Below are 25,433 nucleotides of genomic sequence, written 5' to 3' on the forward strand. Positions count from 1 at the left end.
ACATGGGTGTGAGCCTGTCCAAGGGCGGCAATGTCTCGCTGAGCAAGGAGGCGCCGGGCCTGACCGCGGTACTGGTCGGTCTGGGCTGGGACGTCCGCACGACCACCGGCACCGACTACGACCTCGACGCCAGCGCCCTGCTGGTGGGGGAGTCCGGCAAGGTGCCCTCCAGCGGGCACTTCGTCTTCTACAACAACCTGAAGAGCCCCGACGGCTCCGTCGAGCACACCGGCGACAACCTCACCGGTGAGGGCGAGGGCGACGACGAGGTCGTCAAGGTCGACCTGGCCGCCGTCCCGGCGGACATCCAGAAGATCGTCTTCCCGGTCTCCATCCACGACGCGGAGACCCGCGGCCACAGCTTCGGCCAGGTCCGCAACGCCTTCATCCGCGTCGTCAACCAGGCCGGCGGCGCCGAACTCGCCCGCTACGACCTTTCCGAGGACGCGGCCACCGAAACCGCGATGATCTTCGGCGAGCTCTACCGCAACGGCGACGAGTGGAAGTTCCGCGCCGTGGGCCAGGGCTACGCCTCGGGCCTGACCGGGATCGTCGCCGACTTCGGCGTCTGACGGAGCACGAGCACACGAGCCGGGGCGGGCCGGACGCCCGGTCCGCCCCGGCTGGCCCTCCAGGACGCTGCGGGTCCGCTTGCTTCCCGGTCTCGTCACTTTGCTCCTATACCTGTCCGCCGCCCAGCGCAGGGGCTGCTGCGCGACACCTGCTGCCGTGGCCGCACCGCCCGTCGCTGCCACCACGGACGCCTGCGGCTGCCGCCCCGGCTGCGACTGACCCGAGCGCTACGCCAACCGGCGCTTTGGGAAAGCGAATTGCCGCAGAGGCGTCGGGGTGTGGTGCGGGTCACTCGGGGTGGGTCTCGCGTTGTGAGACGCGCTCCCGCCCGTGTGGTGCAAGTGGTGCGCGAAAGGGCCTCCGGCCAGGGCATTCCCGCGAGTTGGGGCACGCGGAGGGCACGGCGAGGGCTGAGAGGTCTAGACAACGACGAAGCCCCAGGCCGCTGACCTGGGGCTTTGCTGTGGAGCGGATGACGGGAATCGAACCCGCGCTATAAGCTTGGGAAGCTCATGTTCTACCATTAAACTACATCCGCACAGTGATCCAGTTGCCTGGAGCGCTATCGTTTCTCACCCTACCCCATGATCGACCCCTGGTGAATTCGCCCCGGGAGTGGTGTCGCGTGCGGGGTGTACGGAGGGTCGTGGGAGCGGGAGTTGGGGCGTACCTTGTGTGTGCGGAGCGGCGGCTGGAGTGGGTCTTGTTCATCCCCTAATGTGGCGATTCATCGCAGTACGGCTGGTTGGGGAAAGGGACTCGATGGAGCACACCGTCGTCCGTTGTGCCGAAGGGCACGTGTTCAGCACCGCTTCGTTCCCGCTGCAGCACCTCGGTGCCGGCCGGATCGGGCCGGGACGGCTGCTGCGGTGTCCGCGCTGTGCGCGGCTGCGGCATGCCGTGCCCGTGGGAGCGGCGCCGAAGCGGTAGACAAGAGGGAGACACCGGCGCGCGGGGTTCCGCCTCGATTGGGGCGGCCCGCGCGCTCTGCGTATCCTCGGGACGTGCTTCTCTCTGATAAAGACATCCGGGCCGAGATCGACAGCGGACGGGTTCGCATCGACCCCTTCGACGAGTCGATGGTGCAGCCCTCCAGCATCGATGTACGTCTCGACCGGTTCTTCCGGGTCTTCGAGAATCACCGCTACGCCCACATCGACCCCGCCACCGAGCAGAGCGATCTGACCCGGATGGTCGAGCCGGACGGTGACGAGGCGTTCATCCTTCACCCGGGTGAGTTCGTACTCGCCTCGACCTACGAGGTCATCTCGCTGCCCGACGACATCGCCTCCAGACTGGAGGGGAAGTCCAGTCTTGGCCGGCTGGGTCTGGTGACCCATTCGACCGCCGGTTTCATCGACCCCGGCTTCTCGGGCCACGTGACGCTGGAGCTGTCGAACCTCGCCACGCTGCCGATCAAGCTCTGGCCGGGTATGAAGATCGGGCAGCTGTGTCTGTTCCGGCTCAGCTCGCCCGCGGAGTTCCCGTACGGGAGCGAGCGGTACGGATCGCGGTACCAGGGCCAGCGCGGCCCGACGGCCTCGCGGTCCTTCCAGAACTTCCACCGGACCCAGGTGAGGCACGAGGCATGAGTGACGGAGCGAGTGAGGCAGTGAGTGGCGGAGTGCGCGAGAACCTCGATTACGAGGGATTCGGGCGGGCCGTGCGCGAGCTGGCGCAGACCATCGCCGACGACGGCTACGAGCCCGACATCATCCTGAGCATCGCCCGCGGCGGCGTCTTCGTCGCCGGTGGTCTGGCGTACGCGCTCGACTGCAAGAACATCCACCTGGTCAACGTGGAGTTCTACACCGGGGTGGGCACCACCCTGGAGATGCCGGTCATGCTGGCGCCCGTGCCCGAGGCGATCGACTTCACCGACAAGAAGGTGCTGATCGCCGACGACGTCGCCGATACGGGGAAGACGCTCAAGCTCGTCCACGACTTCTGTCTCGGGCACGTCGCCGAGGTCCGGTCCGCCGTGATCTACGAGAAGTCCCACTCGCTCGTGAAGTGCGAATACGTGTGGAAGAAGACCGACGAGTGGGTCAACTTCCCCTGGTCGGTCGAACCGCCCGTCGTGAAGCGTGAGGGACAGGTTCTCGACGCCTGAGATCCGTCGTGTGAAGAGTCGTGTGAAGAGGGGCCCGCCGCGCACCGCGCGACGGGCCCCTCTTCATGTGCGTGTGTGCGTGTGCCTGTGCGTGTGCGCCTTAGATCGTGCCCAGCTTGATGATCGACAGGAGGGCGATCAGCTGGATCGCCGACGCGCCCAGGGCCTTCGGCCACGGCAGGTCGTGCGATTTGCTGATCAGGGAGGTGAAGAGCGCGCCGGCCGCCACCCAGGTGGCCCAGCCCAGGATCTGGACGAGCATGTTGTCGCCGCCGAGGAACATCGCGAACAGCAGGCGCGGTACGTCCGTCAGGCTCATGACCAGCATTGACAGGCCCACCGTGGGCTGCCACGATCCGTCGCCGCCCAGCTGGCGGGCCAGCGTGTGCGTGACGGCGCCGAGGACCAGGCCGCAGATCACGAAGGCCACGCCTGCCGAGAGCACGATCGGGAAGGCATTGGGGAGGGTGGCGTTGATGACGTCGTTGCGGGTGTCGTCGAGGCCGAAGACCGCGAGCAGTCCGTAGAGGAAGGTCACGATCAGCGCCGGCCCCCAGACGGCGTAGTCGCGCATCTGCAGGAAGGTCTGGCCCGGGCGCGTCACGATGCCCCGGAGCAGGTCCTTCCACGGCAGCCGCGGACCGATGGGGGCGGCGGCCTGTGCCGCGCCCGCCTGGTAGGTCCCGCCCTGGTTGTAGGCGTACGGGTCCTCGCCGATGGCGAAGGCCTGGGTGTACCCCGGGGAGTCGCCCGGGCCCCCGGCTCCCTGGACGGGGGGATGGCCGTAGCCGTATCCCTGACCTTGACCCTGGCCGGCGTTGCCGCCATGCGGGTCGAAGTATTCGGGCTCGCCGTGGCCCCCGGGAGGGGCCTGCTGCGGCCACTGCTGGGGTGCGTAGGGCTGCTGGCCGTACGGTGCGGGCGCCTGGGGCGCCTGCTGCTGACCGTACGGCTGCTGCCGCGGAGGTTGTTGCGGGGTGCGGTTGTTGTCCCGGCCGCGTCCGATCCTGAATCCAGCCACGTGATCGAAAGTACCCGCTCCCGGGCGGCCCGGTGGCCGGGCCGGGGGAAGAAGCCCCCTTTGCGGCTGAGCTGTGACATCCCCTAGGGGGTACCTGGAGGGCCTTCTCGGGGTGGGGTGGAGTGGGTTCGGGGTGGGGTGCGGGGTGGGTTCGGGGTGGGTGCGAGGTGGGTTCGGGGTGGGTTACGTGGCTGCGCGGCAGTCTGCTGATTCCCGTTACATCCTCGACGGAATATGGACATACCGGCTCCGTAGCTTCGTAGACGTAGCCACCGCCACGAAGCACGAACGAGCACGCGAAGAGCCCCGTCATGCGCAGTCCGCACCGTCGCACCACCCTCCGTACCGCCGCCGTCGTGGCCGGTGCGGCCGCCGTCCTCGCCCTTCCCGTGGGGTCCGCCTTCGCGGATTCCCCGGCCGTACCGGACCCGCAGGTCCTGCCGGGCGTCGAGCAGCCGTCCGTGGACCCGCAGCAGCCGCAGGTGGACCCGACCGTCCCGCCCACCACGCCGCCGACCACTCCGCCCGTGAAGCCTTTGGTCCGGGACTACGTCACGACCGTGAAGCTGGCCGACGGATCGGTGGCCAGGATCTACAAGTTCGGCGACGGCCACTTCGAGGCCGACATCTTCTCCGGTGGCACCAAGCTGGACACCCTGGTCAGCAAGGGCGGCAAGCCTGCCCACGGCCAGAACAACGGGCTGCACGTGGCCCTCCAGCCGAACGGCACCGTCACCTCGTGGGTCGAGGGCGCGACCAAGCCGGTCGAGAAGCCGAAGCCGGTGGAGAAGAAGGAGAAGGCGGAGAACTCCGTTCAGGTCGCCATGCCCGACGGGCGCAACGCGCGGCTGATCGACGGCCCGAAGGGCAAGCGCGTCGAGCTCTCGATGCCGAACGGGAACCTCCTCGGGACGCTCGACCTGAAGCACCCGACCGCGACGAACGACGGCTGGACGTACAAGCTCGTCCAGGACGGGAAGCGCGTGAAGTTCGTCGTCATCGACGGCAAGAGCGGTGGCAACAGCTGGGTCTACGACTTCACCAGCGGCAAGCTGATCGAGACGTACAAGGTCGCCAAGGATGCCAAGCCCGCCAAGCCCGCCACGCCGGTCGAGAAGGTCGAGAAGGTCGAGAAGAAGGCCGTCGAGCGGGTCGTGCCCAAGGGCGGAGTGAAGGCGGGCGCCGAAGGCGTGGTCCCGGTGGCGGCGGAGGCCGACGCGTCGCAGACACCGTTGCTGCTGGCCGCCGGCGGGGGCATGACCGCGGTGGGTGCGGCCGGGCTGGGCTTCGCGATGCTGCGCCGCAGCCGGAGCGAGCGGTCCTGACCGCGCTCCGCCGGTGAGGGGCGGCCGGGCGGGGCCGGCCGGTGCGTGGACCTTTCCCCCACCCCGCCCCTTCCCGAAACCGGGGCTCCGCCCCGGACCCCGACCCCGTACGCCGGAACGGCCCGCCCCCACAGGGACGGGCCGTTCCGGCGCTCAGTGTTCGGTGCCGCGCGGGCTACTTCGCCTCGGCGTCGTTCTCCGGCTCCGCCGGGGTCTCCGCCTTCGGCTCGGGCGTCTTGGCCTCAGCCACCGGCTCCGCCGGGGTCTCCGCCTTCGGCTCAGCCACCGGCTTGGCCTCAGCCTCAGCCACCGGCTTGGCCTCAGCCGCCGGCTTCGCCGGGGTCTCCGCCTTCGGCTCAGCGACCGGCTTGGCCTCAGCCTCAGCCACCGGCTTTGCCTCAGCCACCGGCTCCGGTTCGACGACCGGCTCCGGCTCAGGCTCCGGCTCCTCGATCGGCTCCGGCGTCCTCACCGAGTCCAGCAGCAGCTGTGCCACGTCGACCACCGTGACGTGTTCCTTCGCCTGGCCGTCGTTCTTCTTGCCGTTCACCGAGTCGGTGAGCATGACGAGGCAGAAGGGGCAGGCGGTGGAGACGATGTCCGGGTTCAGGGACAGGGCTTCTTCGACGCGCTCGTTGTTGATGCGCTTGCCGATCCGCTCCTCCATCCACATCCGCGCGCCACCCGCGCCACAGCAGAAGCCGCGCTCCTTGTGGCGGTGCATTTCCTGCTGACGCAGGCCCGGCACGGCCGACATGATCTCGCGCGGCGGCGTGTAGACCTTGTTGTGCCGGCCCAGGTAGCACGGGTCGTGGTACGTGATCAGCCCGTCGACCGGGGTCACCGGCGTGAGGCGGCCCTCGTCGATCAGGTGCTGGAGCAGCTGCGTGTGGTGGATGACCTCGTACTCGCCGCCCAGCTGCGGGTACTCGTTCGCGATGGTGTTGAAGCAGTGCGGGCAGGTGGAGACGATGCGCTTCGCCGACTTCGGCTTCTTGGTCGACTCGTCCTCGTCGTCCTCGCCGAACGCCATGTTCAGCATCGCGACGTTCTCCTGCGCGAGCTGCTGGAAGAGCGGCTCGTTGCCCAGGCGGCGCGGGGAGTCACCCGTGCACTTCTCGTCGCCGCCCATGATCGCGAACTTGACGCCCGCGATGTTCAGCAGCTCGGCGAAGGCCTTCGTGGTCTTCTTCGCCCGGTCCTCGAGTGCGCCGGCGCAGCCGACCCAGTAGAGGTAGTCGAACTCGGAGAGGTCCTCCGCGTCCTTGCCGATGATCGGGACCTCGAAGTCCACCTCCTTGGTCCACTCGACGCGCTGCTTCTTCGCGAGGCCCCAGGGGTTGCCCTTCTTCTCCAGGTTCTTGAGCATCGTGCCCGCCTCGGAGGGGAACGCGCTCTCGATCATCACCTGGTAGCGCCGCATGTCGACGATGTGGTCGATGTGCTCGATGTCCACCGGGCACTGCTCGACGCACGCGCCGCAGCTCGTGCAGGACCACAGGACGTCGGGGTCGATGACCCCGTTCTCCTCGGCCGTGCCGATCAGCGGGCGCTCCGCCTCGGCCAGGGCCGCGGCCGGGACGTTGGCCAACTGCTCCGGCGTCGCCTTCTCGTTGCCCTCCATGTCCTTGCCGCCGCCGGCCAGCAGGTACGGGGCCTTGGCGTGCGCGTGGTCGCGCAGCGACATGATCAGGAGCTTGGGGGAGAGGGGCTTGCCCGTGTTCCAGGCCGGGCACTGCGACTGGCAGCGGCCGCACTCGGTACACGTGGAGAAGTCGAGGATGCCCTTCCACGAGAACTGCTCGACCTGCGAGACGCCGAAGACGTCGTCCTCGCCCGGGTCTTCGAAGTCGATGACCTTGCCACCGCTGGTCATGGGCTGGAGCGCGCCCAGCGCGACCGCGCCGTCGGCGTTGCGCTTGAACCAGATGTTCGGGAAGCCGAGGAAGCGGTGCCAGGCCACACCCATGTTGGTGTTCAGCGAGACCACGATCATCCAGATCAGCGAGGTGCCGATCTTGATCATCGCGGTGAAGTAGATGGCGTTCTGCAGCGCGCCGAGCGACATGCCCTTGAAGGCCAGCACCAGCGGGTACGAGACGAAGTACGCCGGCTCGTACGAGTCCACGTGGTGGATCGCGCCTTCCAGGCCGCGCAGGCACAGGATCGCGAGGCCGATGGTCAGGATGATGTACTCGACGAAGTACGCCTGCCAGGCCTTCGAACCCGTGAAGCGCGACTTGCGGCCGGCCCGCGAGGGCAGCGACGCGAGGCGGATCCCCATCAGGATGAGGATGCCGACCACGGTCATCAGGCCGATGAACTCGATGTAGAGCTCGAACGGCAGGAAGCCGCCGATGATCGGCAGCACCCAGTCCGCCTCGAAGAGCTGTCCGTACGCCTGCACCAGCGTCGGCGGCAGCGTCAGGAAGCCGATCGCGACGAACCAGTGCGCGAAGCCGACGAGGCCCCAGCGGTTCATCCGGCTGTGGCCGAGGAACTCCCGGACCAGGGTGATCGTTCGGGATTTCGGGTCGTCCGTACGGCTGCCTGCCGGTACGGGCTGTCCGAGCTTCACGAAGCGGTAGATCTGCGCCACGGCTCGGGCGAGCAGCGCGACGCCGACCACGGTCAGGACCAGCGACACGATGATCGCGGCGAGTTGCATGGGAAGGCTCCTCGGGCGGCACTTACTAAGCGGTAACTTATCCAGTCAAGGCTTGAGGTTACCCAGTCCCGACGCCGCAATGTAGCCGAGCGCGCGGTGATCTGCGTCGCTCGCCCCCACCTCAGGGCCGCCCGTGCCGCCAGGCCGCCCGCGGGGTCTGCGCGAGGATCGCCAGGTCCATTCCGAGCCAGTGGTTATCCACGTAGTGCCGGTCCAGCAGGTCCATCTCCTCCCACGGTAGGTCCGAACGTGCGCTCACCTGCCACAGCCCGGTCATCCCGGGCCGTACGAGGAGCCGCTCGGGCCGGTCCGACGCACTGTTTCCGGGACGCGGCCCGACCAGCGACATCTCGCCCCGCACCACGTTGAGCAGCTGCGGCAGCCGGTCCAGTGCGCACCGCTCCAGCGCCGCCCCGGTCCGCCCCTTGCCCACGCGGAACCGCCACGCCCGGTAGGGCCGTCCGGCCAGGCCCGCCGCGGGTTCGCGTACGAGGACACCCGCGCCCTGGGTCGCGTACAGCAGGGCGGTGGTCAGCAGCAGCGGTACGAGGAGCACCCCGATCAGGAGCGCCGCTCCGGCGAGGTCGAGCACCCGCTTGGCCGATGGCCCGGCCGGCCATGGCCCTGGCCGGGCGGGGAGCGCGAGCAGCTTGTGCATGCCAGCACGGTGCCGTACGCCTCCGGCGGTGTGGGGGTGCCGCGCGGCGGTGGTGCCCCGTTCGGGTGCGGCGCCGCTGCTGGGGCTCCGCCCCAGGCCCCGCGCCTCAAACGCCGGCGGGGCTGGATTTCGCGCTCCTGAGCGTAAGCACAGCCTAAAGGTTGAGTCCCCTCGACTCACCTCTGTTGACACCGGCGGAGCGGTGCGGCACTCTTGAGTCTGTTCCACTCAAGTCAGCTGGAGGAATCAAAATGGCACGTGCGGTCGGCATCGACCTGGGCACCACTAACTCCGTCGTCAGCGTTCTGGAAGGCGGAGAGCCCACCGTCATCACCAACGCCGAAGGCGCCAGGACCACGCCGTCCGTCGTCGCCTTCGCCAAGAACGGCGAGGTCCTCGTCGGCGAGGTGGCCAAGCGCCAGGCGGTCACGAACGTGGACCGGACCATCCGCTCCGTCAAGCGCCACATGGGCACTGACTGGAAGATCAACCTGGATGGCAAGGACTTCAACCCGCAGCAGATGAGCGCCTTCATCCTGCAGAAGCTGAAGCGCGACGCCGAGGCGTACCTGGGCGAGAAGGTCACGGACGCGGTCATCACCGTCCCGGCCTACTTCAACGACTCCGAGCGTCAGGCGACGAAGGAGGCCGGCGAGATCGCGGGCCTGAACGTCCTGCGCATCGTCAACGAGCCGACTGCCGCCGCCCTGGCCTACGGCCTCGACAAGGACGACCAGACCATTCTCGTCTTCGACCTCGGTGGCGGCACGTTCGACGTGTCCCTCCTGGAGATCGGCGACGGTGTCGTCGAGGTCAAGGCCACCAACGGTGACAACCACCTCGGTGGCGACGACTGGGACCAGCGCGTCGTCGACTACCTGGTGAAGCAGTTCCAGAACGGCCACGGCGTCGACCTGTCCAAGGACAAGATGGCGCTCCAGCGCCTGCGCGAGGCCGCCGAGAAGGCGAAGATCGAGCTGTCGTCCTCCACCGAGACCTCGATCAACCTGCCCTACATCACGGCGTCCGCCGAGGGCCCGCTGCACCTGGACGAGAAGCTCACGCGCTCGCAGTTCCAGCAGCTCACCGTGGACCTGCTCGACCGCTGCAAGGCCCCGTTCCACAACGTCATCAAGGACGCGGGCATCAACCTGTCCGAGATCGACCACGTGGTCCTGGTCGGCGGCTCCACCCGCATGCCGGCCGTCGCCGAGCTCGTCAAGGAGCTCACCGGCGGTCAGGACGCCAACAAGGGCGTCAACCCGGACGAGGTCGTCGCCCTCGGCGCGACCCTCCAGGCGGGCGTTCTCAAGGGTGAGGTCAAGGACGTCCTGCTCCTCGACGTGACCCCGCTGTCCCTGGGTATCGAAACCAAGGGCGGCATCATGACCAAGCTCATCGAGCGCAACACCACGATCCCGACCAAGCGGTCCGAGATCTTCACGACGGCCGAGGACAACCAGCCGTCCGTGCAGATCCAGGTCTACCAGGGCGAGCGCGAGATCGCGGCGTACAACAAGAAGCTCGGCATGTTCGAGCTGACCGGCCTGCCGCCGGCCCCGCGTGGCGTCCCGCAGATCGAGGTCTCCTTCGACATCGACGCGAACGGCATCATGCACGTCACGGCCAAGGACCTCGGCACGGGCAAGGAGCAGAAGATGACCGTCACCGGCGGCTCTTCCCTCGCCAAGGACGAGGTCGACCGCATGCGCCAGGAGGCGGAGCAGTACGCGGACGAGGACTCCCGCCGCAAGGAGGCGGCCGAGTCCCGCAACCAGGGCGAGCAGCTCGTCTACCAGACGGAGAAGTTCGTCAAGGACAACGAGGACAAGGTCCCGGCCGACGTCAAGGAAGAGGTCGAGGCCTCCATCGCCGAGCTGAAGGAAAAGCTCAAGGGCGAGGACGCCGCCGAGATCCGCACCGCGACCGAGAAGCTCGGTGCCGTCAGCCAGAAGCTCGGCCAGGCGATCTACGCCGACGCCGGTGCCCAGGCCGCCGGTGGCGCGCCGACCGGTGACGCCGGCCAGGCCGACGCCAACGACGACGTCGTCGACGCCGAGATCGTGGACGACGAGAAGCCGAAGGGCGGCGCTGCCTGATGTCGGAGGAGACCCCGGGCTTCGACGAGAAGCCCGAAGTCCCCGCCGACGGCACGCCTGACGACGACGCCGCCGAGCCGAAGGCCGCCGCTTCCTCCAAGGAGGAGGCCGCGGCCCCGGCCGGGGACTCCGCAGCAGCACCGGACGTCGCTCTCCTGGCCCAGCTGGACCAGGCCCGTACCGCGCTCGGCGAGCGCACCGGGGACCTCCAGCGGCTCCAGGCGGAGTACCAGAACTACCGCCGCCGGGTGGAGCGGGACCGGATCGCCGTCAAGGAGATCGCGGTCGCGTCCCTCCTGACGGAGCTCCTCCCGACCCTGGACGACATCGGCCGGGCGCGGGAACATGGCGAGCTGGTCGGCGGCTTCAAGTCGGTGGCCGAATCGCTGGAGACCGCCGCGGCCAAGATGGGCCTGCAGCAGTTCGGCAAGGAGGGCGAGCCCTTCGACCCGACGATCCACGAGGCCCTGATGCACTCGTACGCGCCGGACGTCACCGAGGACACCTGCGTGGCGATCCTGCAGCCGGGGTACCGCATCGGCGAGCGTACGATCCGTCCCGCGCGGGTCGCGGTGGCCGAGCCCCAGCCGGGCACGGCGCCGAAGTCCGAGGCGGCGGAAGCCGTGTCGGACGCGTCGGACCCGTCGGACAAGGACGCGGATGCCCCCGAAAAGGGCTGAAGCTGCTGAGCCCTTTGCACGACGTGTAGGACAAGAAGAAGCGCGAGAGGAGGGACACCGGGGATGAGCACGAAGGACTTCGTCGAGAAGGACTACTACAAGGTCCTCGGTGTCCCGAAGGACGCCACCGAGGCCGAGATCAAGAAGGCGTACCGGAAGCTCGCCCGCGAGTTCCACCCGGACGCCAACAAGGGCGACGTCTCGGCCGAGGAGCGCTTCAAGGAGATCTCCGAGGCGAACGACATCCTCGGCGACGCGAAGAAGCGCAAGGAGTACGACGAGGCCCGCGCCCTGTTCGGGAACGGTGGCTTCCGCCCCGGTCCCGGCGGGGGCGGCGGCTCGTTCAACTTCGACCTCGGCGACCTCTTCGGGGGCCAGCAGCAGGGCGGTGCGGGCGGCGGCTTCGGCGGCGGCGGCCTGGGCGACGTCTTCGGCGGCCTGTTCAACCGCGGCGGCGCCGGCGCGGGGGCGGGCACCCGTACCCAGCCGCGCCGCGGCCAGGACATCGAATCGGAGGTCACCCTCTCCTTCACGGAGGCGGTGGACGGGGCCACGGTCCCGCTCCGGATGTCCTCGCAGGCGCCCTGCAAGGCCTGTTCGGGCACCGGCGACAAGAACGGCACGCCCCGCGTGTGCCCGACCTGCGTCGGCACCGGCCAGGTCTCGCGCGGCAGCGGCGGCGGCTTCTCGCTGACCGACCCCTGTGCGGACTGCAAGGGCCGCGGCCTCATCGCCGAGACCCCGTGCGACATCTGCAAGGGCAGCGGGCGGGCCCGTAGTTCCCGGACCATGCAGGTCCGGATCCCGGCGGGGGTCTCCGACTCCCAGCGGATCCGGCTGCGCGGCAAGGGAGCTCCGGGCGAGCGCGGCGGCCCGGCCGGTGATCTGTACGTGGTCGTGCACGTGGACGCGCACCCGGTCTTCGGCCGCAAGGACGACAACCTCACGGTGACCGTTCCGGTGACCTTCGCGGAGGCGGCGCTGGGAGCCGACATCAAGGTCCCGACCTTGAACGGCCCCTCGGTGACGCTGAAGCTGCCCCCGGGCACCCCGGGCGGCCGCACGATGCGCGCCCGCGGCAAGGGGGCGGTCCGCAAGGACGGCACCCGCGGCGATCTGCTGGTGACGGTGGAGGTCGCGGTCCCGACCGAGCTGAACGACAAGGCCCGCGAGGCCATGGAGCTGTACCGCGAGGCGACGGAGTCCGAGGACCCGCGTTCCGCGCTGTTCGAGTCCGCGAAGGGAGCATGACATGGACGGCCGCCGTAGGAGCCAGTACCAGCTCACCGATGAGACCCCGGTCTACGTGATCTCGGTGGCCGCCCAGCTCTCGGGCCTGCATCCGCAGACCCTGCGCCAGTACGACCGCCTCGGCCTGGTCTCCCCGGGCCGTACGGCCGGGCGCGGCCGGCGCTACTCGGCCCGTGACATCGAACTGCTCCGCACGGTGCAGGCGCTGTCCCAGGAAGAGGGCATCAACCTGGCCGGCATCAAGCGGATCATCGAGCTGGAGAACCAGGTCTCCGCGCTCCAGCAGCGCGTGGCCGAGCTCTCGACGGCCGTCGACGGCGCCGCCGCGGTCCTCCAGCAGCGCGAGGCCCAGGTGCACGCCTCGTACCGGCGCGACCTGGTCCCGTACCATCCCCCGCAGCCGGGCAGCGCCCTGGTCGTCTGGCGGCCGGCGCCCAAGCGCCCGATGGACTGACGGCGGACGGGCGACGCACTGACGACGCACTGACCGCGAGAAGGCCCCGATCCGCCGGATCGGGGCCTTCTCGTCGTTCCCGCGCCTCGCTGTACCCGTCCGGGGCTCCAGGGCGCTCCAGCGCGCTCCAGGACCTCCTGCCGGGCCCGCGGGGCTACTTGTCGTCGAGGATGCCCGACTGGGCGATGAGGAAGCCGAGCTGGGCCCGGCTGCCGCTGCCCAGGGCGGAGGCGAGCTTGGCGATGTGCGCGCGGCAGGTTCGTACGTTCATCCCCAGCCGGCGCGCGATGGCCTCGTCCACGTGTCCCTCGATGAGGAGCTGGGCGATGGAGCGCTGCACGCCGGAGATCCCGGCGGGCGTGTGCTCGTAGGTCACCTCGTCGCCCAACGGCACGGCTCGGCGCCACAGTTGCTCGAACACCTTGATGAGGTACGCCACGACTCCGGGATGGCGCAGCTCCAGCGCCACGCCCCGGGCGTCGCCGGCCGGGATGAAGGCCACGGTGCGATCGAAGATGATGAGGCGCTCGATCAGTTCCTCGAGGGTGCGGATCTCGACCTTCCCGGTGGAGATGCGGTCCGCGTAGGCGAGCGTGCCCTGGCTGTGCCGCGCGGTGTGCTGGTAGAGCGTGCGGATGCTCACCCCGCGGTTGGTCACGTTGGTGCCGCGCTCCAGGGCTTCGGACAGGGCGAAGGGGGGCCGGGCTCCGCCCGGTTGGACCGTGAGGACCTCGGTGTGGCATTCGGCGGTGGCCAGGTCGAGCGCGGCGTTGATCTGTTCCAGGCCCTCGAGCGGGGTGATGGCGTGGGAGTTCGCGGGACTCCGGGCGCTGATGGCGAGGAACGGCTCGAATGCGTCAGTGAGGTCCACGGCGCTGCGGCGGCGCTCCTGGATCTCCTGTTCGATCGGGTGGAGACGTTGTGCGAGTGCGACGGAGGGGGGAACCGCGCGGAGCTGGTTCGCGTCATCGGGGTCGGGTCGCAGCAGGCCGAATTCGAGCAGGCAGGGGGCGTTGCCGACCTCGCTGCGCGGCACGCGGCCGGTGCTCAGCGCCGCCGCGTACAGCCGTGTTCCCTCGGTGCACATACAGGTGACCGAGTGGGGATGTGTCGGGTTCGTGTCGGTATTGGGCAAATCTCCACCCCCCAGGGTCCTGAACATGTAAGAACATGATGCATCGTCCCTGTGGCACTGACGTGCCTGAATGAGCCATCGTCTGACACGCGGGGGAGAGGATTCCATCAAGTGAGGACGAAGCCGACCATGTTCAAGAGAATGCTTCGCTCGGCGCTTGCCGTTGTTTTCTCCGCCGTGGCGGTCTTTGGGGCAGCCGTCGCTGTCAACGGGGACGCGGGGAGCGCTCGAGCCGATTCGGGTCCGAGTTCGGCACCGGTGGGCAAGTCGGACATCAATTCGGACATCAGCTGGGACTCTATGCCCACCCGGGTCTCCTGATGACCCCCGACGACCACGGCTTCCGCCGTGAAATGGCATCGGCATACCGCTCAGGCTGGCAGTTCATCGATCTCACCAGTGCCATTCCTTACGCCGGTGACTCGCTGAGGGTCACCCTCTTCGGCCAGCCGATCATCGTGGTGCGGGAAGAGGACGAGGACGTCCGTGCCTACCGCTGTCTGCGCCGTCCCCGAGGCGCACCGCAGCCCGTCCGCTGCGAGATCCGGTACGGCATGGTCTTCGTCAATCTGGATCAGCGTGATCATCAACTTTTCGAGCCCGAATCCGCCGCCACCCCCCGCAGTGCCTGAAGCGATTCCCCTGTCGTCGCAGATCGCTCAGGCACTACCCCCACACAGCGACGCCATCGTGGACCTGACCACGATGGCGTCGCTGTGATGTCCGTGTCCAGTGGTTGAACCGGACATCGTTGAACCGGACGTCGTTGAACCGGACATCGTTGAATCGGAGATCGTCGCCTACGCGCGCCCCATGGCCCGGTCGAGGGTGATCTCCACGACCACCCGGTCCGGGTTCGGCGAGGGCATCCGCCCGTACCGCTCCGCGTAGCGCCGTACCGCCTCCGCGACCGCGGCCTCGTCCGTACGGACCACCGCGCGGCCCTCCAGGGTCGCCCAGCGCCGCCCCTCCAGCTGGCACACCGCCACCCGGGCCCCGCCCTGCGGGCCGCCCTGCGACGCCAGCACGTTGCGGACCTTCTTGCTGCTTTTGTTGCTGATCACCCGTGCCAGCCCGGCTTCCGGGTCGTAGGTCACGCCCACCGGGACCACGTGCGGGCTGCCGTCGGGGCGGTGCGTGGTCAGCGTGCAGACGTGCCGCTCCCGCCAGAAGGCGAGGTAGTCCGGCGTCGGGTTGAGTACATCTTGGGTCGGTCGGGCCGTGCCGGCCGGGCTGGGAGTCGACATGCGCGAAGGGTACGTCCCTCCACCTTGAGTGGAATAGACTCAACTTTGTGCAGGTTACTCATGTAAAGCACACACAGGTGAGGAAGGGAGAAGGCGCACGTGGATGCCGAGCTGACCAACAGGAGCCGGGACGCGCTGAACGCGGCCACCACCAGGGCCGTCAAGGACGGGCACGCGGACCTCACGCCCGCGCACCTGCTGCTGGCGCTGCTCGCCGGCGAGGACAACGAGAACATCACCGATCTGCTCGCCGCGACCGACGCCGACCAGGCCGCCGTACGCGCCGGAGCGGACCGCCTGCTCGCCGCCCTGCCCAGCGTCACGGGCTCCACGGTCGCGCCCCCGCAGCCCTCCCGTGAACTGCTCGCCGTACTGGCGGAGGCCGACGCGCAGGCCGGGAAGCTCGGCGACGAGTACCTCTCCACCGAACACCTGCTCATCGCCGTCGCCGCCAAGGGCGGCGCCGCCGGAGAGCTCCTTTCCGCCCAGGGCGCGACCGCCAAGAAGCTGCGCGACGCCTTCGAGAAAGCAAGAGGAGGGCGGCGGGTGACCACCCCCGACCCCGAGGGCCAGTACAAGGCCCTGGAGAAGTTCGGCACCGATTTCACGGCGGCCGCCCGCGCGGGCAAGCTCGACCCGGTCATCGGCCGCGACCACGAGATCCGCCGCGTCGTGCAGGTGCTCTCGCGCCGCACGAAGAACAACCCGGTGCTCATCGGCGAGCCCGGCGTCGGCAAGACGGCCGTCGTCGAGGGCCTGGCCCAGCGCATCGTCAAGGGCGACGTCCCCGAGTCCCTGAAGAACAAGCGGCTGGTCTCCCTGGACCTCGGCGCGATGGTGGCCGGCGCGAAGTACCGCGGCGAGTTCGAGGAGCGGCTCAAGACGGTCCTCGCGGAGATCAAGTCCAGCGACGGCCAGATCATCACCTTCATCGACGAGCTGCACACCGTCGTCGGCGCGGGCGCCGGCGGGGACTCCTCCATGGACGCGGGCAACATGCTCAAGCCCATGCTGGCCCGCGGCGAGCTGCGCATGGTCGGCGCGACCACCCTCGACGAGTACCGCGAGCGGATCGAGAAGGACCCGGCGCTGGAGCGGCGCTTCCAGCAGGTGCTGGTGGCGGAGCCGAGCGTCGAGGACACCATCGCGATCCTGCGCGGGCTCAAGGGCCGCTACGAGGCCCACCACAAGGTCGTCATCAACGACAGCGCGCTCGTCGCCGCGGCCACCCTCTCCGACCGCTACATCACCTCCCGGTTCCTGCCCGACAAGGCCATCGACCTCGTCGACGAGTCCATGTCCCGGCTCCGCATGGAGATCGACTCCTCCCCGCTGGAGATCGACGAGCTCCAGCGCTCGGTCGACCGCCTGCGCATGGAGGAGCTGGCCCTGAACAACGAGTCCGACCCCGCCTCCCGCGAGCGCCTGGACAAGATCCGCAAGGACCTCGCGGACAAGGAGGAGGACCTGCGGGGCCTCACCGCCCGCTGGGAGAAGGAGAAGCAGTCCCTCAACCGGGTCGGTGAGCTCAAGGAGCGCCTGGACGACCTGCGCGGCCAGGCCGAGCGCGCCCAGCGCGACGGGGACTTCGACACCGCCTCCAAGCTGCTCTACGGAGAGATCCCGGCCCTGGAGCACGAGCTCGCGGAGGCCACCGAGGCCGAGGCCGAGGTCTCGAAGGACACGATGGTCAAGGACGAGGTCGGCCCGGACGACATCGCGGACGTGGTCGGCGCCTGGACGGGCATCCCGGCCGGCCGCCTCCTGGAGGGCGAGACCCAGAAGCTGCTCCGCATGGAGGAGGAGCTGGGCCGGCGCCTGATCGGCCAGGGCGAGGCCGTGCGCGCCGTCTCCGACGCCGTACGCCGCACCCGCGCGGGCATCGCGGACCCGGACCGGCCGACCGGCTCGTTCCTGTTCCTCGGGCCGACGGGCGTGGGCAAGACGGAGCTGGCCAAGGCCCTCGCGGACTTCCTCTTCGACGACGAGCGGGCCATGATCCGCATCGACATGTCGGAGTACGGCGAGAAGCACAGCGTGGCGCGCCTCGTCGGCGCCCCGCCCGGTTACGTGGGGTACGAGGAGGGCGGCCAGCTGACGGAGGCCGTCCGCCGCCGCCCGTACTCCGTGGTGCTCCTGGACGAGGTCGAGAAGGCCCACCCCGAGGTCTTCGACGTCCTGCTCCAGGTCCTCGACGACGGGCGCCTCACGGACGGCCAGGGCCGCACCGTGGACTTCCGCAACACCATCCTGACCCTGACGTCGAACCTGGGCAGCCAGTTCTTGATGGATCCGTCCACAGCTGTGGACGAGAAGAAGGCCCGGGTCCTGGACGTGGTGCGGGCCACCTTCAAGCCGGAGTTCCTCAACCGCCTCGACGACCTGGTGGTCTTCTCCGCCCTGAGCGGGGCCGAGCTGGCCCACATCGCCGAGCTCCAGATCGGCCGGCTCGCCAAGCGGCTGGCCGAACGCCGCCTGATCCTGGACGTCACGCCGGAAGCCCTGGCCTGGCTGGCGGAGAAGGGCAACGATCCGGCGTACGGCGCCCGCCCCCTGCGCCGCCTGATCCAGACGGCCATCGGCGACCGCCTGGCCAAGGAGATCCTCGCGGGCGAGGTCCGCGACGGAGACACCGTCCGGGTGTCCGTGGCGGGCGACGGCCTGCTGGTCGGCAAGGCGCTCTGAGGCCCCCGCAGGGCCGTACGGGGCCCCGGGGACGCTTCTCCGGGGCCCTCACCCGTGGCCCTCAGTCGTGCCCTCAGCCGTGCCGTCACCTGTGCTCTCACCCGTGCTCTCACCCGTCGAAGGCGACGAACCGGACCCGGGCGTCGTCCGTGCCCTGCTCGACGCTGATCTCCACCCTCGAGGCACGGCCGGGGGCGGCGTCGGGACGGTCGAGGCTCAGGCACCGGTTCCCGCCCTCCGGGTCGTACTCCGGACCCACCTGGGGGCAGATCTTCGGCCTCTCGCCCCACCCGTGCTCCCGCGCCCCGGGGAAGACGGCCGTCAGCCAGGCCTCCACCCCGTTCCGGTCCATACGGAACGACCCGGTCACGGTGGAGACCGGCGAGTCGGTCCGGTGGCACGTCTCGTGGTGGGTCCCTGCCGGCAGGCTCCCGAGGGCGAATTCCAGGGCCTCGGGGCAGGTGACCTCCCGGCGGTCGGCGGGCTTCCTTTCGGGCTCGTCCCCCTCGCTCAGGAAGGTCCACAGCCCGATCGCGAGGCCGAGACCGAGCACCAGCGGAGCGGCGAGCACCGACACGGCCAGGACGCGCAAACTCCCTTGAATGGCCATCCATCCCCCTTATGGGCGGCCTACTCCTGTCCGCCCGGAGCGGATCGTAGCTGCGGGGGTGGACACGGGGTGGGCGCGATGGGGGAGGATGGCCGTATCCGCACGAAGGGAAGTCACACGGTGAGCATCGACCCGGCCTCGATTCCGAACTTCGGAGGGCAGCAGCCCGATCCGCAGGCCACAGGACCGGCGGGCCCCGTCGTCCCCGACCAGGATCTGGTCAAGCAGCTCCTGGAGCAGATGGAGCTCAAGTACGTCGTCGACGACGAGGGTGACCTCGCGGCGCCGTGGGAGGACTTCCGCACGTACTTCATGTTCCGCGGCGAGGACGAGCAGCAGGTCTTCTCCGTGCGGACCTTCTACGACCGCCCGCACAAGATCGAAGAGAAGGCTCAGCTCCTCGAGTCCATCGACGACTGGAACCGCCGCACGCTGTGGCCCAAGGTCTACAGCCACACGCACGACGACGGCTCCGTCCGCCTGATCGGCGAGGCGCAGATGCTGATCGGCACCGGCGTGAACCTGGAGCACTTCGTGTCCTCCACGGTCAGCTGGGTCCGCGCGTCGATCGAGTTCGACAAGTGGCTCGTCGAGACGTTCGGCCTGGAGAAGGAAGTCGACTCCGCCGACAAGAAGGACGACGAAGAGGGCGGCGACAGCGAGACCAACTAGGTCTTCGCGGTCCAGGACCCAGCGGTCCGCGTCCGACCCCTCGTGGTGCCACGCCTCACGGCGCCACCCCGGACGCGAGCAGCAGGTACGGCCCGTATCCGTACGAGAGCCCGGCCAGCACCCCGGTCACCACGACCGCGGTGCGCGGCCGGGCTTTCGCCATGAGGGCCGCCGCCGGCAGCAGTAGCGGGAACGCGGGCAGCAGGAAGCGCGGCTTCGATTCGAAGAAGCCCGCCCCGCCGTAGGTCATCGCCAGCAGCACGCCCGTGTACACGAGCAGCGGCAGCGGGATCCTGCGGTCGGCCGCCAGCAGCCCGGCGAGCACCAGCGCGGCCGTCAGCAGGACCACCGTCACGGTCGTGGCGAGCTCCACCTGCCCGATGCCGGACAGCGCGTGCCGTGCCGAGCTCAGCGCGCCCGCGCCGAAGTCGAAGCGCGAGCCCCAGCCGCTCTGGACGGCGAAGTAACCGCCGAGCGGATCCCCGCGGCGCACGCCGACGAGCAGGACGTACGAGGCCCAGCCCGCGGGAGCGGCCAGCCCGGCGGCCCACACCGCGGCGGGTGCGCGGCCCCGCCGCCGGCAGATCTCGTACGCCGCTGCCGCCGTCACGGCCGCGGCGACCGCGATCCCGGTGGGCCGGGTCAGCCCCGCGAGCACGGCGAGCCCCGCCGCCCAGCCCCAGCGGCCGCGCAGCAGGGCGTACAGGGCCCAGGCGGCGAAGGCGGCCAGCAGGGCCTCGGTGTACGCGAGGGTCAGCATGACGGCGTGCGGCAGCGAGGCCCACAGCGCGACGAGCAGCACCCCGGCGCGGGCCCCGAGCAGGTGCGCCCCGACCCGGTACACCCCCACGGCGGCCGCGCCCGCGGCGATCCAGGCGACGGCGAGCGCGGCGACGGCCAGGGAGCCGGGCAGCACGGCGGAGGCGCCGCGGATCAAGGCGGGGTACAGCGGGAAGAACGCGGAATCGCTCTGCACGGACCCGATGCCGGGATAGATCTGGGTCCGCCCGTAGCCGTACTCGGCGATCCGCAGGTACCAGACGGAGTCCCAGGACTCCCCGAGCACCCGTACGGGGCTGCGCCCGGTCCACCAGGCCGCCACGGCGACCGCCAGCACCCCGGGCGCGCGCACGGCGGCGTACACCCCGAGCGCGAGGACGGCGCCCGGGATCCCGGCCCGGGGGCCGGTGCGCGGGCCGCTGCCGGAACCGGTGCGCGGGCCGGTGCGCGGTCCGGTGCGGGAACCAGTGCGCGGTCCGGTGTGCGGGCCGATCCGTATGCCGTCCGCCACCGTCTCCGGCTCCGTCGCCATGTATCCCGACTTTCCTGGTCTCGCGTGCGTACGCTCATCAGATGATGAGAGCTTCCGGCACCTTCAAGGTCATCAGCTTCACCCCCACGGCGCTCACACCGGAGCCCCCGGTGGAGACGGGTCTCCCGGTCGGAGTCGCCACGATGGAGAAACACTACGAGGGCGAGACCCTCGCGGGCCGCTCGGCCACCCTCTTCACGGCCGCCTTCGACGAGGAGGCGGGCATCGGGAGCTACGTGGCGATGGAGTCCTTCGAGGGCGCCCTGGCCGGCCGCGAGGGCGCCTTCAACTTCGTCCACTCGGCCGCCACCGACGGCGGCCCCGACCGCGCCGCCGAACACTTCGCGATCGTCCCGGGCAGCGGCACGGCCGCTCTGAAGGGCATCACGGGCGCGGGTGGCCTCCGCGTCGACGAGGACGGCACCCACCGCATCTGGTTCGACTACGACCTCCCGTAGCCGCTCGCACAGACGGCCTAGCCGCCGGGCCCGGCCTCCCGCGCTCCGCCTCAGAGCCGCCGCAGCCGCTCCACCGCCTCCTCCAGGACGTCGGTGCGCTTGCAGAAGGCCCAGCGGACGTGGTTCGCCCCGGCGGCCTTGTCGTCGTAGAACACCTGGTTCGGGATGGCGACCACCCCGCAGCGTTCCGGCAGGGCCCGGCAGAAGGCGAGGCCGTCGGGCTCGCCGAGCGGGGTGATGTCGGTGGTGACGAAGTAGGTGCCCTGCGGGCGGAAGACCTCGAAGCCGGCCGCCGCGAGGCCGTCGGAGAGCAGGTCGCGCTTGGCGGCCAGGTCCGCGCGGAAGGAGTCGTAGTACGCGTCGGGCAGGGCGAGGGCCTCGGCGATCGCGTACTGGAACGGGCCCGAGGACACGTACGTCAGGAACTGCTTCGCCGAGCGGACCGCCGTGACCAGCTCGGGCGTCCCCGTCACCCAGCCGACCTTCCAGCCCGTGAAGGAGAAGGTCTTGCCGGCGGAGGAGATGGTGACCGTGCGCTCGCGCATGCCCGGCAGGCTCGCCAGCGGGGTGTGGACGCCGTCGAAGACCAGGTGCTCGTACACCTCGTCCGTGATGACCAGCAGATCGCGGGAGACGGCCAGCTCCGCGACCGCGGCCAGCTCGGCGGGCGTCAGGACGGTGCCCGTCGGATTGTGCGGGGTGTTCAGGAGCAGGAGGCGGGTGCGGGGGGTGACCGCCGCGCGCAGCGCGTCGACGTCGAGGCGGAAGTCGGGGGCGCGCAGGGTCAGCGGCACCCGGACGGCCCCCGCCATCGCGATGCAGGCGGCGTAGGAGTCGTAGAAGGGTTCCAGGGCGATGACCTCGTCGCCCGGTTCCAGCAGGGCCAGGAGCGAGGCCGCGATGGCCTCGGTGGCCCCGGCGGTGACGAGCACCTCGGTGTCGGGGTCGTAGGCCAGGCCGTAGAAGCGCTGCTGGTGGGCGGCGATCGCCGTACGCAGCTCCGGAACGCCGGGGCCCGGCGGGTACTGGTTGCCCCGGCCGTCGCGGATCGCGCGCGCCGCCGCCTCGGCGATCTCGGCGGGGCCGTCGGTGTCGGGGAAGCCCTGGCCCAGGTTGATCGATCCCGTGGCGGTGGCCAGGGCGGACATCTCCGCGAAGATCGTGGTGCCGAAGGCCGCCAGCCGGCGGTTGAGGAAGGGGCGGGCAGGGCGGGTGGGGCGTTCGGGAGCGCTCATGGGCGTCATCCTGCGGGGAAGCTCTGGACTTGCTCAAGTGTGCTTTGGGCCGCGTACGGCGCGGGCATCCCCCCAGCACGCGGGACGAAGGGGATCCCGCACCCCGGGGGACCGGGGGAGCAGAGAGGGGTCGGGGGATGGGCTACGGAACAGTGATCTTCGTCGTGGTGATGGTGGGGATCGTCGTACTGATGCTCAAGGGCGGCGGCGGCGGAGGCGGGAGGGGCCGCAGCGGCAGCAGCAGTGACAGCAGCGGCGGCGGGGGCTGGTGGGCCGGGGGCGACTCCGGAGGCTCCTCCTCGTGCAGTTCCTCCTCGTCCTCCTGCGGCGGCGGAGGCGGTGGCGGCGGCGGAGGATGCGGTTCCAGCTGACACGGGGCAGCATGGATCCATGGCTTACGCCGCTTCCGCCGCTTCCTCCGTCAGAGCATCTTCGTACCGCGTCCCGCATAGGTGAGGCGCCCGCCGGGCACAACTTCCGTCGGGCGTCTTCTTGTTCGGACGTCACGGCCGCGCAATACGGCGTACGGGCGGCATGTCCTTGAACACGTGAACTGTGTAGCCCCCGAGGGGATGTAAACCCCTGCAACTTGGGTAAAAACGCTGTGAGTGCCGTGCCTTTCATGATTCCCTCGGTTGAGTAGACCAGTCCTCGGACCTCCCTGGACTTCCTGTGGACCCGTGCCGGTGTCCCCCCACCCGTTGACTACCGCTGGCGGGCCCCGGCCCATCTCCCTCGCGCGTTTGCGGAGCCGACTCATGCTCACGACCCTCCAGACCACCTATACCGACACGCGTGCCGCCGATCTCGCCTGGGCCCTGGGTCGGGAGCGGCTGCCCGCCCTGGCCGTACTGAACCTCGAACTGGGTGGCGCGAAAGTGGAGTTGCGCCTGCTCGGGGCCTCCCACCAGGTGCTCCTGGAGGAGGGCGACGTGCTCTGCTCCGAGACCGTCGCCTGCATGCCCGGCAGCAGCACCCCGCTTCCGCTCGGCGTGGCCAAGCGCGTCGGCGACTGGGAGTACGAGTTCGCCGCGCGGGTCGAGAACCTCTCGCGCGGCTCCTTCGCCGGCCGGGCGCAGGAACTGCTCGCGCTGGTCGCGGACCACCCGAACGGGCTCGCCGGCACCTTCCCCGGCAGCCCGCACGCCTTCACCGCCATGCTCGCGCAGCGCTACGAGGGGCAGGTGCGCTGGCGGACCTGGCACGCGTACCCGCAGGAAGGGCAGTTGGTGGCCACCCGCACCCGGGTCGGCGTACGGACGGCCGCTCCGACGGCGGGGACGGGCGCGGCCACCTCCGCGACGGCCGCTGCGGGGGTGGAAAGGGAGTCGCCGGCGCTGATCTAGGGGCGCCGGGGTCGCGGGGTCGCGCAGTTGCCGGACGGTTACGCCAACTGCCCGAACCAGTGCGCCACTTACACCCATGTGGGTGACCGGATGCGGGCAGGCGGTGACGTACGGTTCGCTTCATGATCGACCGTTCCGCCCCGCGCGGGGTGCTCCGCACCCGGTGGCGCCGCCCCCCGGCTCCGGAGCCGCGCGGAGTGGCCCGCGTCCCGGCCGCCCTGCCCGTACGGCCCAGGACCGGCCGACTCCTCGTCCTGGCCACCGTGTTCGTCTGCGCCGCCTGCGGGCTCGTATACGAACTGGAGCTGCTCGCCCTCGGCTCGTACCTCATCGGCGACTCCGTCACCCAGGCGTCGGTCGTGCTGTCCGTCATGGTCTTCGCCATGGGCGTCGGATCCCTGCTGGCCAAGGCCCTGCGCGCCCGCCCCGCCTTCGGCTTCGCCCTCGTGGAAGCGGGCCTCGCCCTGCTCGGCGGGCTCTCCGCCATGGCGCTCTACGCCAGCTTCGCCTGGTTGGGGGAGTCCCGGCCCGCGCTCGTCGCCTTCTCCCTCGCCATCGGCGTCCTCATCGGCGCCGAGATCCCGCTCCTGATGGTCCTCATCCAGCGCATCCGCAGACAGGACGCGGGCGGCGCCGTCGCCGACCTCTTCGCCGCCGACTACGTCGGCGCCCTCGTCGGCGGTCTCGCCTTCCCCTTCCTGCTGCTGCCCGTCCTCGGCCAGCTCACCGGCGCGATGCTCACCGGAACCGTCAACGTCATCGCCGGCGGCGGCCTCGTCCTGTGGCTGTTCCGCCGGGACCTGAGCCGCCGCGCCCGCTGGCTGCTCGTCGCCGTCAACGTCACCGTCCTCACCGTCCTGGGCTGCGCCACCGTCCTCGCCGACGACTTCGAACGCGTCGCCCGCCGCGCCGTCTACGGCGGCGAGGTCCGCGTCGCCGTCCAGACCGGCGTCCAGGAACTCGTCCTCACCGGCCCCCCGACCGGCTCCCCGCGCTCCCTCGACCTCTTCCTCGACGGCCGCCTTCGGGTCAGCGGCTACGACGAGTACCGCTACCACGAGGCCCTCGTGCACCCCGCGATGACCGGCCCGCACACCCGCGTCCTGGTCCTCGGCGGCGGCGACGGCCTCGCCGCCCGCGAGGTGCTGCGCTACCGCGACGTCGCCTCCGTCACCGTCGTCGAGCTCGACCCCGGAGTCGTGCGGCTCGCCCGGACCGACCCGATGCTGTCCGCGCTGAACGGGCGGGCGTACGAGGACCCGCGCGTCGGCGTCGTCACCGAGGACGCCTTCCGCTGGCTGCGCGCACCCGCCGCCCGGGCCCGCTTCGACGTCATCGTCTCCGACCTGCCCGACCCCGGGATCACCCCCAGCACGAAGCTGTACTCGCAGGAGTTCTACGGGCTGGCCGCGCGGGCCCTGCGCCCCGGCGGGCGGCTCGCCGTCCACGCGGGGCCGCCCGGCACCAGGCCCCGTACCTACTGGACCGTCGAGGCCACCCTGCGCGCGGCCGGCCTGCGCACCGCCCCCTACAGCGCGGGCGGCCGCCTCTCGGGCTTCGCCGCAGGCCCCGACCGGGTGCTCGGTGCGGCCTCCGCCTCCACGGCGGCGCTGGCGCAGGACTGGGGCTTCGTCCTGGCGGCCCGCGAGGGCGTGCCCCGGCTGCGGGTGGACCGGGAGACGCCCGCCCTGCGCTCCCTGTCCACGCAGTCCCTGGCCGACGCGGCCCGGGACGCGGAGCGCACCCGGGTGGCGGGCCTCCCGCCTTCGACGCTGCCGCACCCGAGGTACTCGTAGCCGGGGTGCTCGTAGCCGGGTGCGCGGAGAAGGGGTGCCCGGAGAAGGGGTACGCGTGGCCCGGGTACTCGTGGCCGGGCGGTCGCGTCGGTAGG

23 protein-coding genes and 1 tRNA gene are annotated in these 25,433 nt (G+C 70.4%); 15 read left to right on the forward strand and 9 right to left on the reverse strand.

Annotation, left to right across the window (positions count from 1 at the left end; genetic code table 11):
• Window positions 1-2 precede the first annotated feature (2 nt).
• Window positions 3-572: a TerD family protein gene (locus tag AC3IYI_RS21805; RefSeq protein ID WP_243339717.1), complete on the forward strand. Its 570-nt coding sequence runs from the start codon at window positions 3-5 to the stop codon at window positions 570-572.
• Window positions 573-1,037: 465 nt separating this feature from the next.
• On the opposite strand, the gene AC3IYI_RS21810 is transcribed toward AC3IYI_RS21805, so the two are convergent.
• Window positions 1,038-1,111, reverse strand: a tRNA-Gly gene (locus AC3IYI_RS21810).
• 466 nt (window positions 1,112-1,577) lie between these two features.
• On the opposite strand from AC3IYI_RS21810, the gene dcd reads away from it, so the two are divergent.
• Together dcd and AC3IYI_RS21820 are read left to right on the forward strand one after the other, a co-directional pair.
• On the forward strand, window positions 1,578-2,165 hold the full coding sequence (dcd, locus tag AC3IYI_RS21815) for a dCTP deaminase (protein ID WP_053675430.1): 588 nt from the start codon (window positions 1,578-1,580) through the stop codon (window positions 2,163-2,165).
• Complete coding sequence (locus AC3IYI_RS21820) at window positions 2,162-2,686, forward strand: phosphoribosyltransferase (protein ID WP_489405360.1); 525 nt, start codon at window positions 2,162-2,164, stop codon at window positions 2,684-2,686. The genes dcd and AC3IYI_RS21820 overlap by 4 nt, the downstream gene beginning before the upstream one ends.
• 100 nt (window positions 2,687-2,786) lie before the next feature.
• Here the strand turns inward: AC3IYI_RS21820 and AC3IYI_RS21825 are convergent, their stop codons facing one another.
• Window positions 2,787-3,707, reverse strand: coding sequence for a Yip1 family protein (locus tag AC3IYI_RS21825; protein ID WP_489405361.1), 921 nt, complete (start codon window positions 3,705-3,707; stop codon window positions 2,787-2,789).
• Window positions 3,708-4,018: 311 nt separating this feature from the next.
• Here AC3IYI_RS21825 and AC3IYI_RS21830 point away from each other — a divergent pair, with 311 nt between their 5' ends.
• Complete coding sequence (locus AC3IYI_RS21830; RefSeq protein WP_489405362.1) at window positions 4,019-5,032, forward strand: hypothetical protein; 1,014 nt, start codon at window positions 4,019-4,021, stop codon at window positions 5,030-5,032.
• Window positions 5,033-5,207: 175 nt separating this feature from the next.
• Here AC3IYI_RS21830 and AC3IYI_RS21835 read toward each other — a convergent pair whose 3' ends face one another.
• Both AC3IYI_RS21835 and AC3IYI_RS21840 read right to left on the reverse strand, forming a co-directional pair.
• Entirely contained in the window at window positions 5,208-7,700 is a 2,493-nt protein-coding gene (locus AC3IYI_RS21835) for a 4Fe-4S dicluster domain-containing protein (RefSeq protein WP_489405363.1), read from the reverse strand.
• A 121-nt stretch (window positions 7,701-7,821) separates the two neighbouring features.
• Window positions 7,822-8,358 carry a sugar transferase gene (locus AC3IYI_RS21840; protein WP_489405364.1) on the reverse strand — a complete coding sequence of 179 codons (537 nt, stop codon included), beginning with the start codon at window positions 8,356-8,358 and terminating at the stop codon, window positions 7,822-7,824.
• A 251-nt stretch (window positions 8,359-8,609) separates the two neighbouring features.
• Here AC3IYI_RS21840 and dnaK point away from each other — a divergent pair, with 251 nt between their 5' ends.
• The 4 genes from dnaK to AC3IYI_RS21860 all read left to right on the forward strand — a co-directional run bounded on the left by dnaK (window position 8,610) and on the right by AC3IYI_RS21860 (window position 12,842).
• Entirely contained in the window at window positions 8,610-10,457 is a 1,848-nt protein-coding gene (dnaK, locus tag AC3IYI_RS21845; protein ID WP_489405365.1) for a molecular chaperone DnaK, read from the forward strand.
• Window positions 10,457-11,137 (forward strand): nucleotide exchange factor GrpE, encoded by a 681-nt coding sequence (gene grpE, locus AC3IYI_RS21850; protein ID WP_489405366.1) that lies wholly within the window; start codon window positions 10,457-10,459, stop codon window positions 11,135-11,137. Before dnaK ends, grpE begins: the two co-directional genes overlap by 1 nt.
• A 63-nt stretch (window positions 11,138-11,200) precedes the next feature.
• Window positions 11,201-12,388 (forward strand): molecular chaperone DnaJ, encoded by a 1,188-nt coding sequence (dnaJ, locus tag AC3IYI_RS21855; protein ID WP_489405367.1) that lies wholly within the window; start codon window positions 11,201-11,203, stop codon window positions 12,386-12,388.
• 1 nt (window position 12,389) lies between these two features.
• Window positions 12,390-12,842, forward strand: a complete 453-nt coding sequence (locus AC3IYI_RS21860) for a heat shock protein transcriptional repressor HspR (protein WP_489405368.1) — start codon at window positions 12,390-12,392, stop codon at window positions 12,840-12,842.
• 154 nt (window positions 12,843-12,996) lie between these two features.
• On the opposite strand, the gene AC3IYI_RS21865 is transcribed toward AC3IYI_RS21860, so the two are convergent.
• On the reverse strand, window positions 12,997-14,004 hold the full coding sequence (locus tag AC3IYI_RS21865) for a helix-turn-helix transcriptional regulator (protein ID WP_489405369.1): 1,008 nt from the start codon (window positions 14,002-14,004) through the stop codon (window positions 12,997-12,999).
• 293 nt (window positions 14,005-14,297) lie between these two features.
• On the opposite strand from AC3IYI_RS21865, the gene AC3IYI_RS21870 reads away from it, so the two are divergent.
• The gene (locus AC3IYI_RS21870; protein WP_243330702.1) at window positions 14,298-14,609 is read left to right on the forward strand and encodes a Rieske (2Fe-2S) protein; all 312 of its coding nucleotides are present in this window, start codon (window positions 14,298-14,300) and stop codon (window positions 14,607-14,609) included.
• Between the two features lie 168 nt (window positions 14,610-14,777).
• Here the strand turns inward: AC3IYI_RS21870 and AC3IYI_RS21875 are convergent, their stop codons facing one another.
• Window positions 14,778-15,224, reverse strand: coding sequence for a pyridoxamine 5'-phosphate oxidase family protein (locus AC3IYI_RS21875; protein ID WP_489405370.1), 447 nt, complete (start codon window positions 15,222-15,224; stop codon window positions 14,778-14,780).
• Window positions 15,225-15,323: 99 nt separating this feature from the next.
• Between AC3IYI_RS21875 and clpB the strand changes: the two genes are divergently transcribed.
• On the forward strand, window positions 15,324-17,909 hold the full coding sequence (clpB, locus tag AC3IYI_RS21880) for an ATP-dependent chaperone ClpB (RefSeq protein WP_489405371.1): 2,586 nt from the start codon (window positions 15,324-15,326) through the stop codon (window positions 17,907-17,909).
• A 109-nt stretch (window positions 17,910-18,018) separates the two neighbouring features.
• On the opposite strand, the gene AC3IYI_RS21885 is transcribed toward clpB, so the two are convergent.
• Window positions 18,019-18,519: a hypothetical protein gene (locus AC3IYI_RS21885; protein ID WP_489405372.1), complete on the reverse strand. Its 501-nt coding sequence runs from the start codon at window positions 18,517-18,519 to the stop codon at window positions 18,019-18,021.
• Between the two features lie 120 nt (window positions 18,520-18,639).
• Between AC3IYI_RS21885 and AC3IYI_RS21890 the strand changes: the two genes are divergently transcribed.
• Window positions 18,640-19,191, forward strand: a complete 552-nt coding sequence (locus AC3IYI_RS21890; RefSeq protein WP_489405373.1) for a type III secretion system chaperone family protein — start codon at window positions 18,640-18,642, stop codon at window positions 19,189-19,191.
• 55 nt (window positions 19,192-19,246) lie between these two features.
• Here the strand turns inward: AC3IYI_RS21890 and AC3IYI_RS21895 are convergent, their stop codons facing one another.
• Window positions 19,247-20,503 carry a mannosyltransferase family protein gene (locus tag AC3IYI_RS21895; RefSeq protein WP_489405374.1) on the reverse strand — a complete coding sequence of 419 codons (1,257 nt, stop codon included), beginning with the start codon at window positions 20,501-20,503 and terminating at the stop codon, window positions 19,247-19,249.
• 44 nt (window positions 20,504-20,547) lie between these two features.
• Here AC3IYI_RS21895 and AC3IYI_RS21900 point away from each other — a divergent pair, with 44 nt between their 5' ends.
• Window positions 20,548-20,961 carry a DUF3224 domain-containing protein gene (locus AC3IYI_RS21900; RefSeq protein WP_489411610.1) on the forward strand — a complete coding sequence of 138 codons (414 nt, stop codon included), beginning with the start codon at window positions 20,548-20,550 and terminating at the stop codon, window positions 20,959-20,961.
• A gap of 50 nt (window positions 20,962-21,011) precedes the next feature.
• Here AC3IYI_RS21900 and AC3IYI_RS21905 read toward each other — a convergent pair whose 3' ends face one another.
• A complete protein-coding gene (locus tag AC3IYI_RS21905; protein WP_489405375.1) occupies window positions 21,012-22,205 on the reverse strand; it encodes a pyridoxal phosphate-dependent aminotransferase in 1,194 nt (397 codons plus the stop codon).
• 128 nt (window positions 22,206-22,333) lie between these two features.
• On the opposite strand from AC3IYI_RS21905, the gene AC3IYI_RS21910 reads away from it, so the two are divergent.
• The 3 genes from AC3IYI_RS21910 to AC3IYI_RS21920 all read left to right on the forward strand — a co-directional run bounded on the left by AC3IYI_RS21910 (window position 22,334) and on the right by AC3IYI_RS21920 (window position 25,338).
• Window positions 22,334-22,567: a hypothetical protein gene (locus tag AC3IYI_RS21910; RefSeq protein WP_489405376.1), complete on the forward strand. Its 234-nt coding sequence runs from the start codon at window positions 22,334-22,336 to the stop codon at window positions 22,565-22,567.
• Window positions 22,568-22,954: 387 nt separating this feature from the next.
• Window positions 22,955-23,542: a DUF2617 family protein gene (locus tag AC3IYI_RS21915; RefSeq protein WP_489405377.1), complete on the forward strand. Its 588-nt coding sequence runs from the start codon at window positions 22,955-22,957 to the stop codon at window positions 23,540-23,542.
• Window positions 23,543-23,664: 122 nt separating this feature from the next.
• Complete coding sequence (locus AC3IYI_RS21920) at window positions 23,665-25,338, forward strand: polyamine aminopropyltransferase (protein ID WP_489405378.1); 1,674 nt, start codon at window positions 23,665-23,667, stop codon at window positions 25,336-25,338.
• Window positions 25,339-25,433: the final 95 nt, after the last annotated feature.

The sequence above is a fragment of the Streptomyces sp. GL_148 genome (assembly GCF_057834205.1).

Excerpts from the sequence above, each read along its gene's own strand:
- AC3IYI_RS21860 (WP_489405368.1), top strand. The coding sequence starts at position 12,390 with ATGGACGGCCGCCGTAGGAGCCAGTACCAGCTCACCGATGAGACCCCG.
- dnaJ (WP_489405367.1), top strand. The coding sequence starts at position 11,201 with ATGAGCACGAAGGACTTCGTCGAGAAGGACTACTACAAGGTCCTCGGT.
- AC3IYI_RS21915 (WP_489405377.1), top strand. The coding sequence starts at position 22,955 with ATGCTCACGACCCTCCAGACCACCTATACCGACACGCGTGCCGCCGAT.
- AC3IYI_RS21805 (WP_243339717.1), top strand. The coding sequence starts at position 3 with ATGGGTGTGAGCCTGTCCAAGGGCGGCAATGTCTCGCTGAGCAAGGAG.
- AC3IYI_RS21900 (WP_489411610.1), top strand. The coding sequence starts at position 20,548 with ATGAGAGCTTCCGGCACCTTCAAGGTCATCAGCTTCACCCCCACGGCG.
- grpE (WP_489405366.1), top strand. The coding sequence starts at position 10,457 with ATGTCGGAGGAGACCCCGGGCTTCGACGAGAAGCCCGAAGTCCCCGCC.
- AC3IYI_RS21885 (WP_489405372.1), bottom strand. The coding sequence starts at position 18,519 with ATGGCCATTCAAGGGAGTTTGCGCGTCCTGGCCGTGTCGGTGCTCGCC.
- AC3IYI_RS21895 (WP_489405374.1), bottom strand. The coding sequence starts at position 20,503 with ATGGCGACGGAGCCGGAGACGGTGGCGGACGGCATACGGATCGGCCCG.
- AC3IYI_RS21870 (WP_243330702.1), top strand. The coding sequence starts at position 14,298 with ATGACCCCCGACGACCACGGCTTCCGCCGTGAAATGGCATCGGCATAC.
- AC3IYI_RS21820 (WP_489405360.1), top strand. The coding sequence starts at position 2,162 with ATGAGTGACGGAGCGAGTGAGGCAGTGAGTGGCGGAGTGCGCGAGAAC.
- AC3IYI_RS21875 (WP_489405370.1), bottom strand. The coding sequence starts at position 15,224 with ATGTCGACTCCCAGCCCGGCCGGCACGGCCCGACCGACCCAAGATGTA.
- AC3IYI_RS21840 (WP_489405364.1), bottom strand. The coding sequence starts at position 8,358 with ATGCACAAGCTGCTCGCGCTCCCCGCCCGGCCAGGGCCATGGCCGGCC.
- AC3IYI_RS21835 (WP_489405363.1), bottom strand. The coding sequence starts at position 7,700 with ATGCAACTCGCCGCGATCATCGTGTCGCTGGTCCTGACCGTGGTCGGC.
- AC3IYI_RS21910 (WP_489405376.1), top strand. The coding sequence starts at position 22,334 with ATGGGCTACGGAACAGTGATCTTCGTCGTGGTGATGGTGGGGATCGTC.
- dnaK (WP_489405365.1), top strand. The coding sequence starts at position 8,610 with ATGGCACGTGCGGTCGGCATCGACCTGGGCACCACTAACTCCGTCGTC.
- AC3IYI_RS21920 (WP_489405378.1), top strand. The coding sequence starts at position 23,665 with ATGATCGACCGTTCCGCCCCGCGCGGGGTGCTCCGCACCCGGTGGCGC.
- AC3IYI_RS21865 (WP_489405369.1), bottom strand. The coding sequence starts at position 14,004 with ATGTTCAGGACCCTGGGGGGTGGAGATTTGCCCAATACCGACACGAAC.
- AC3IYI_RS21830 (WP_489405362.1), top strand. The coding sequence starts at position 4,019 with ATGCGCAGTCCGCACCGTCGCACCACCCTCCGTACCGCCGCCGTCGTG.
- AC3IYI_RS21905 (WP_489405375.1), bottom strand. The coding sequence starts at position 22,205 with ATGACGCCCATGAGCGCTCCCGAACGCCCCACCCGCCCTGCCCGCCCC.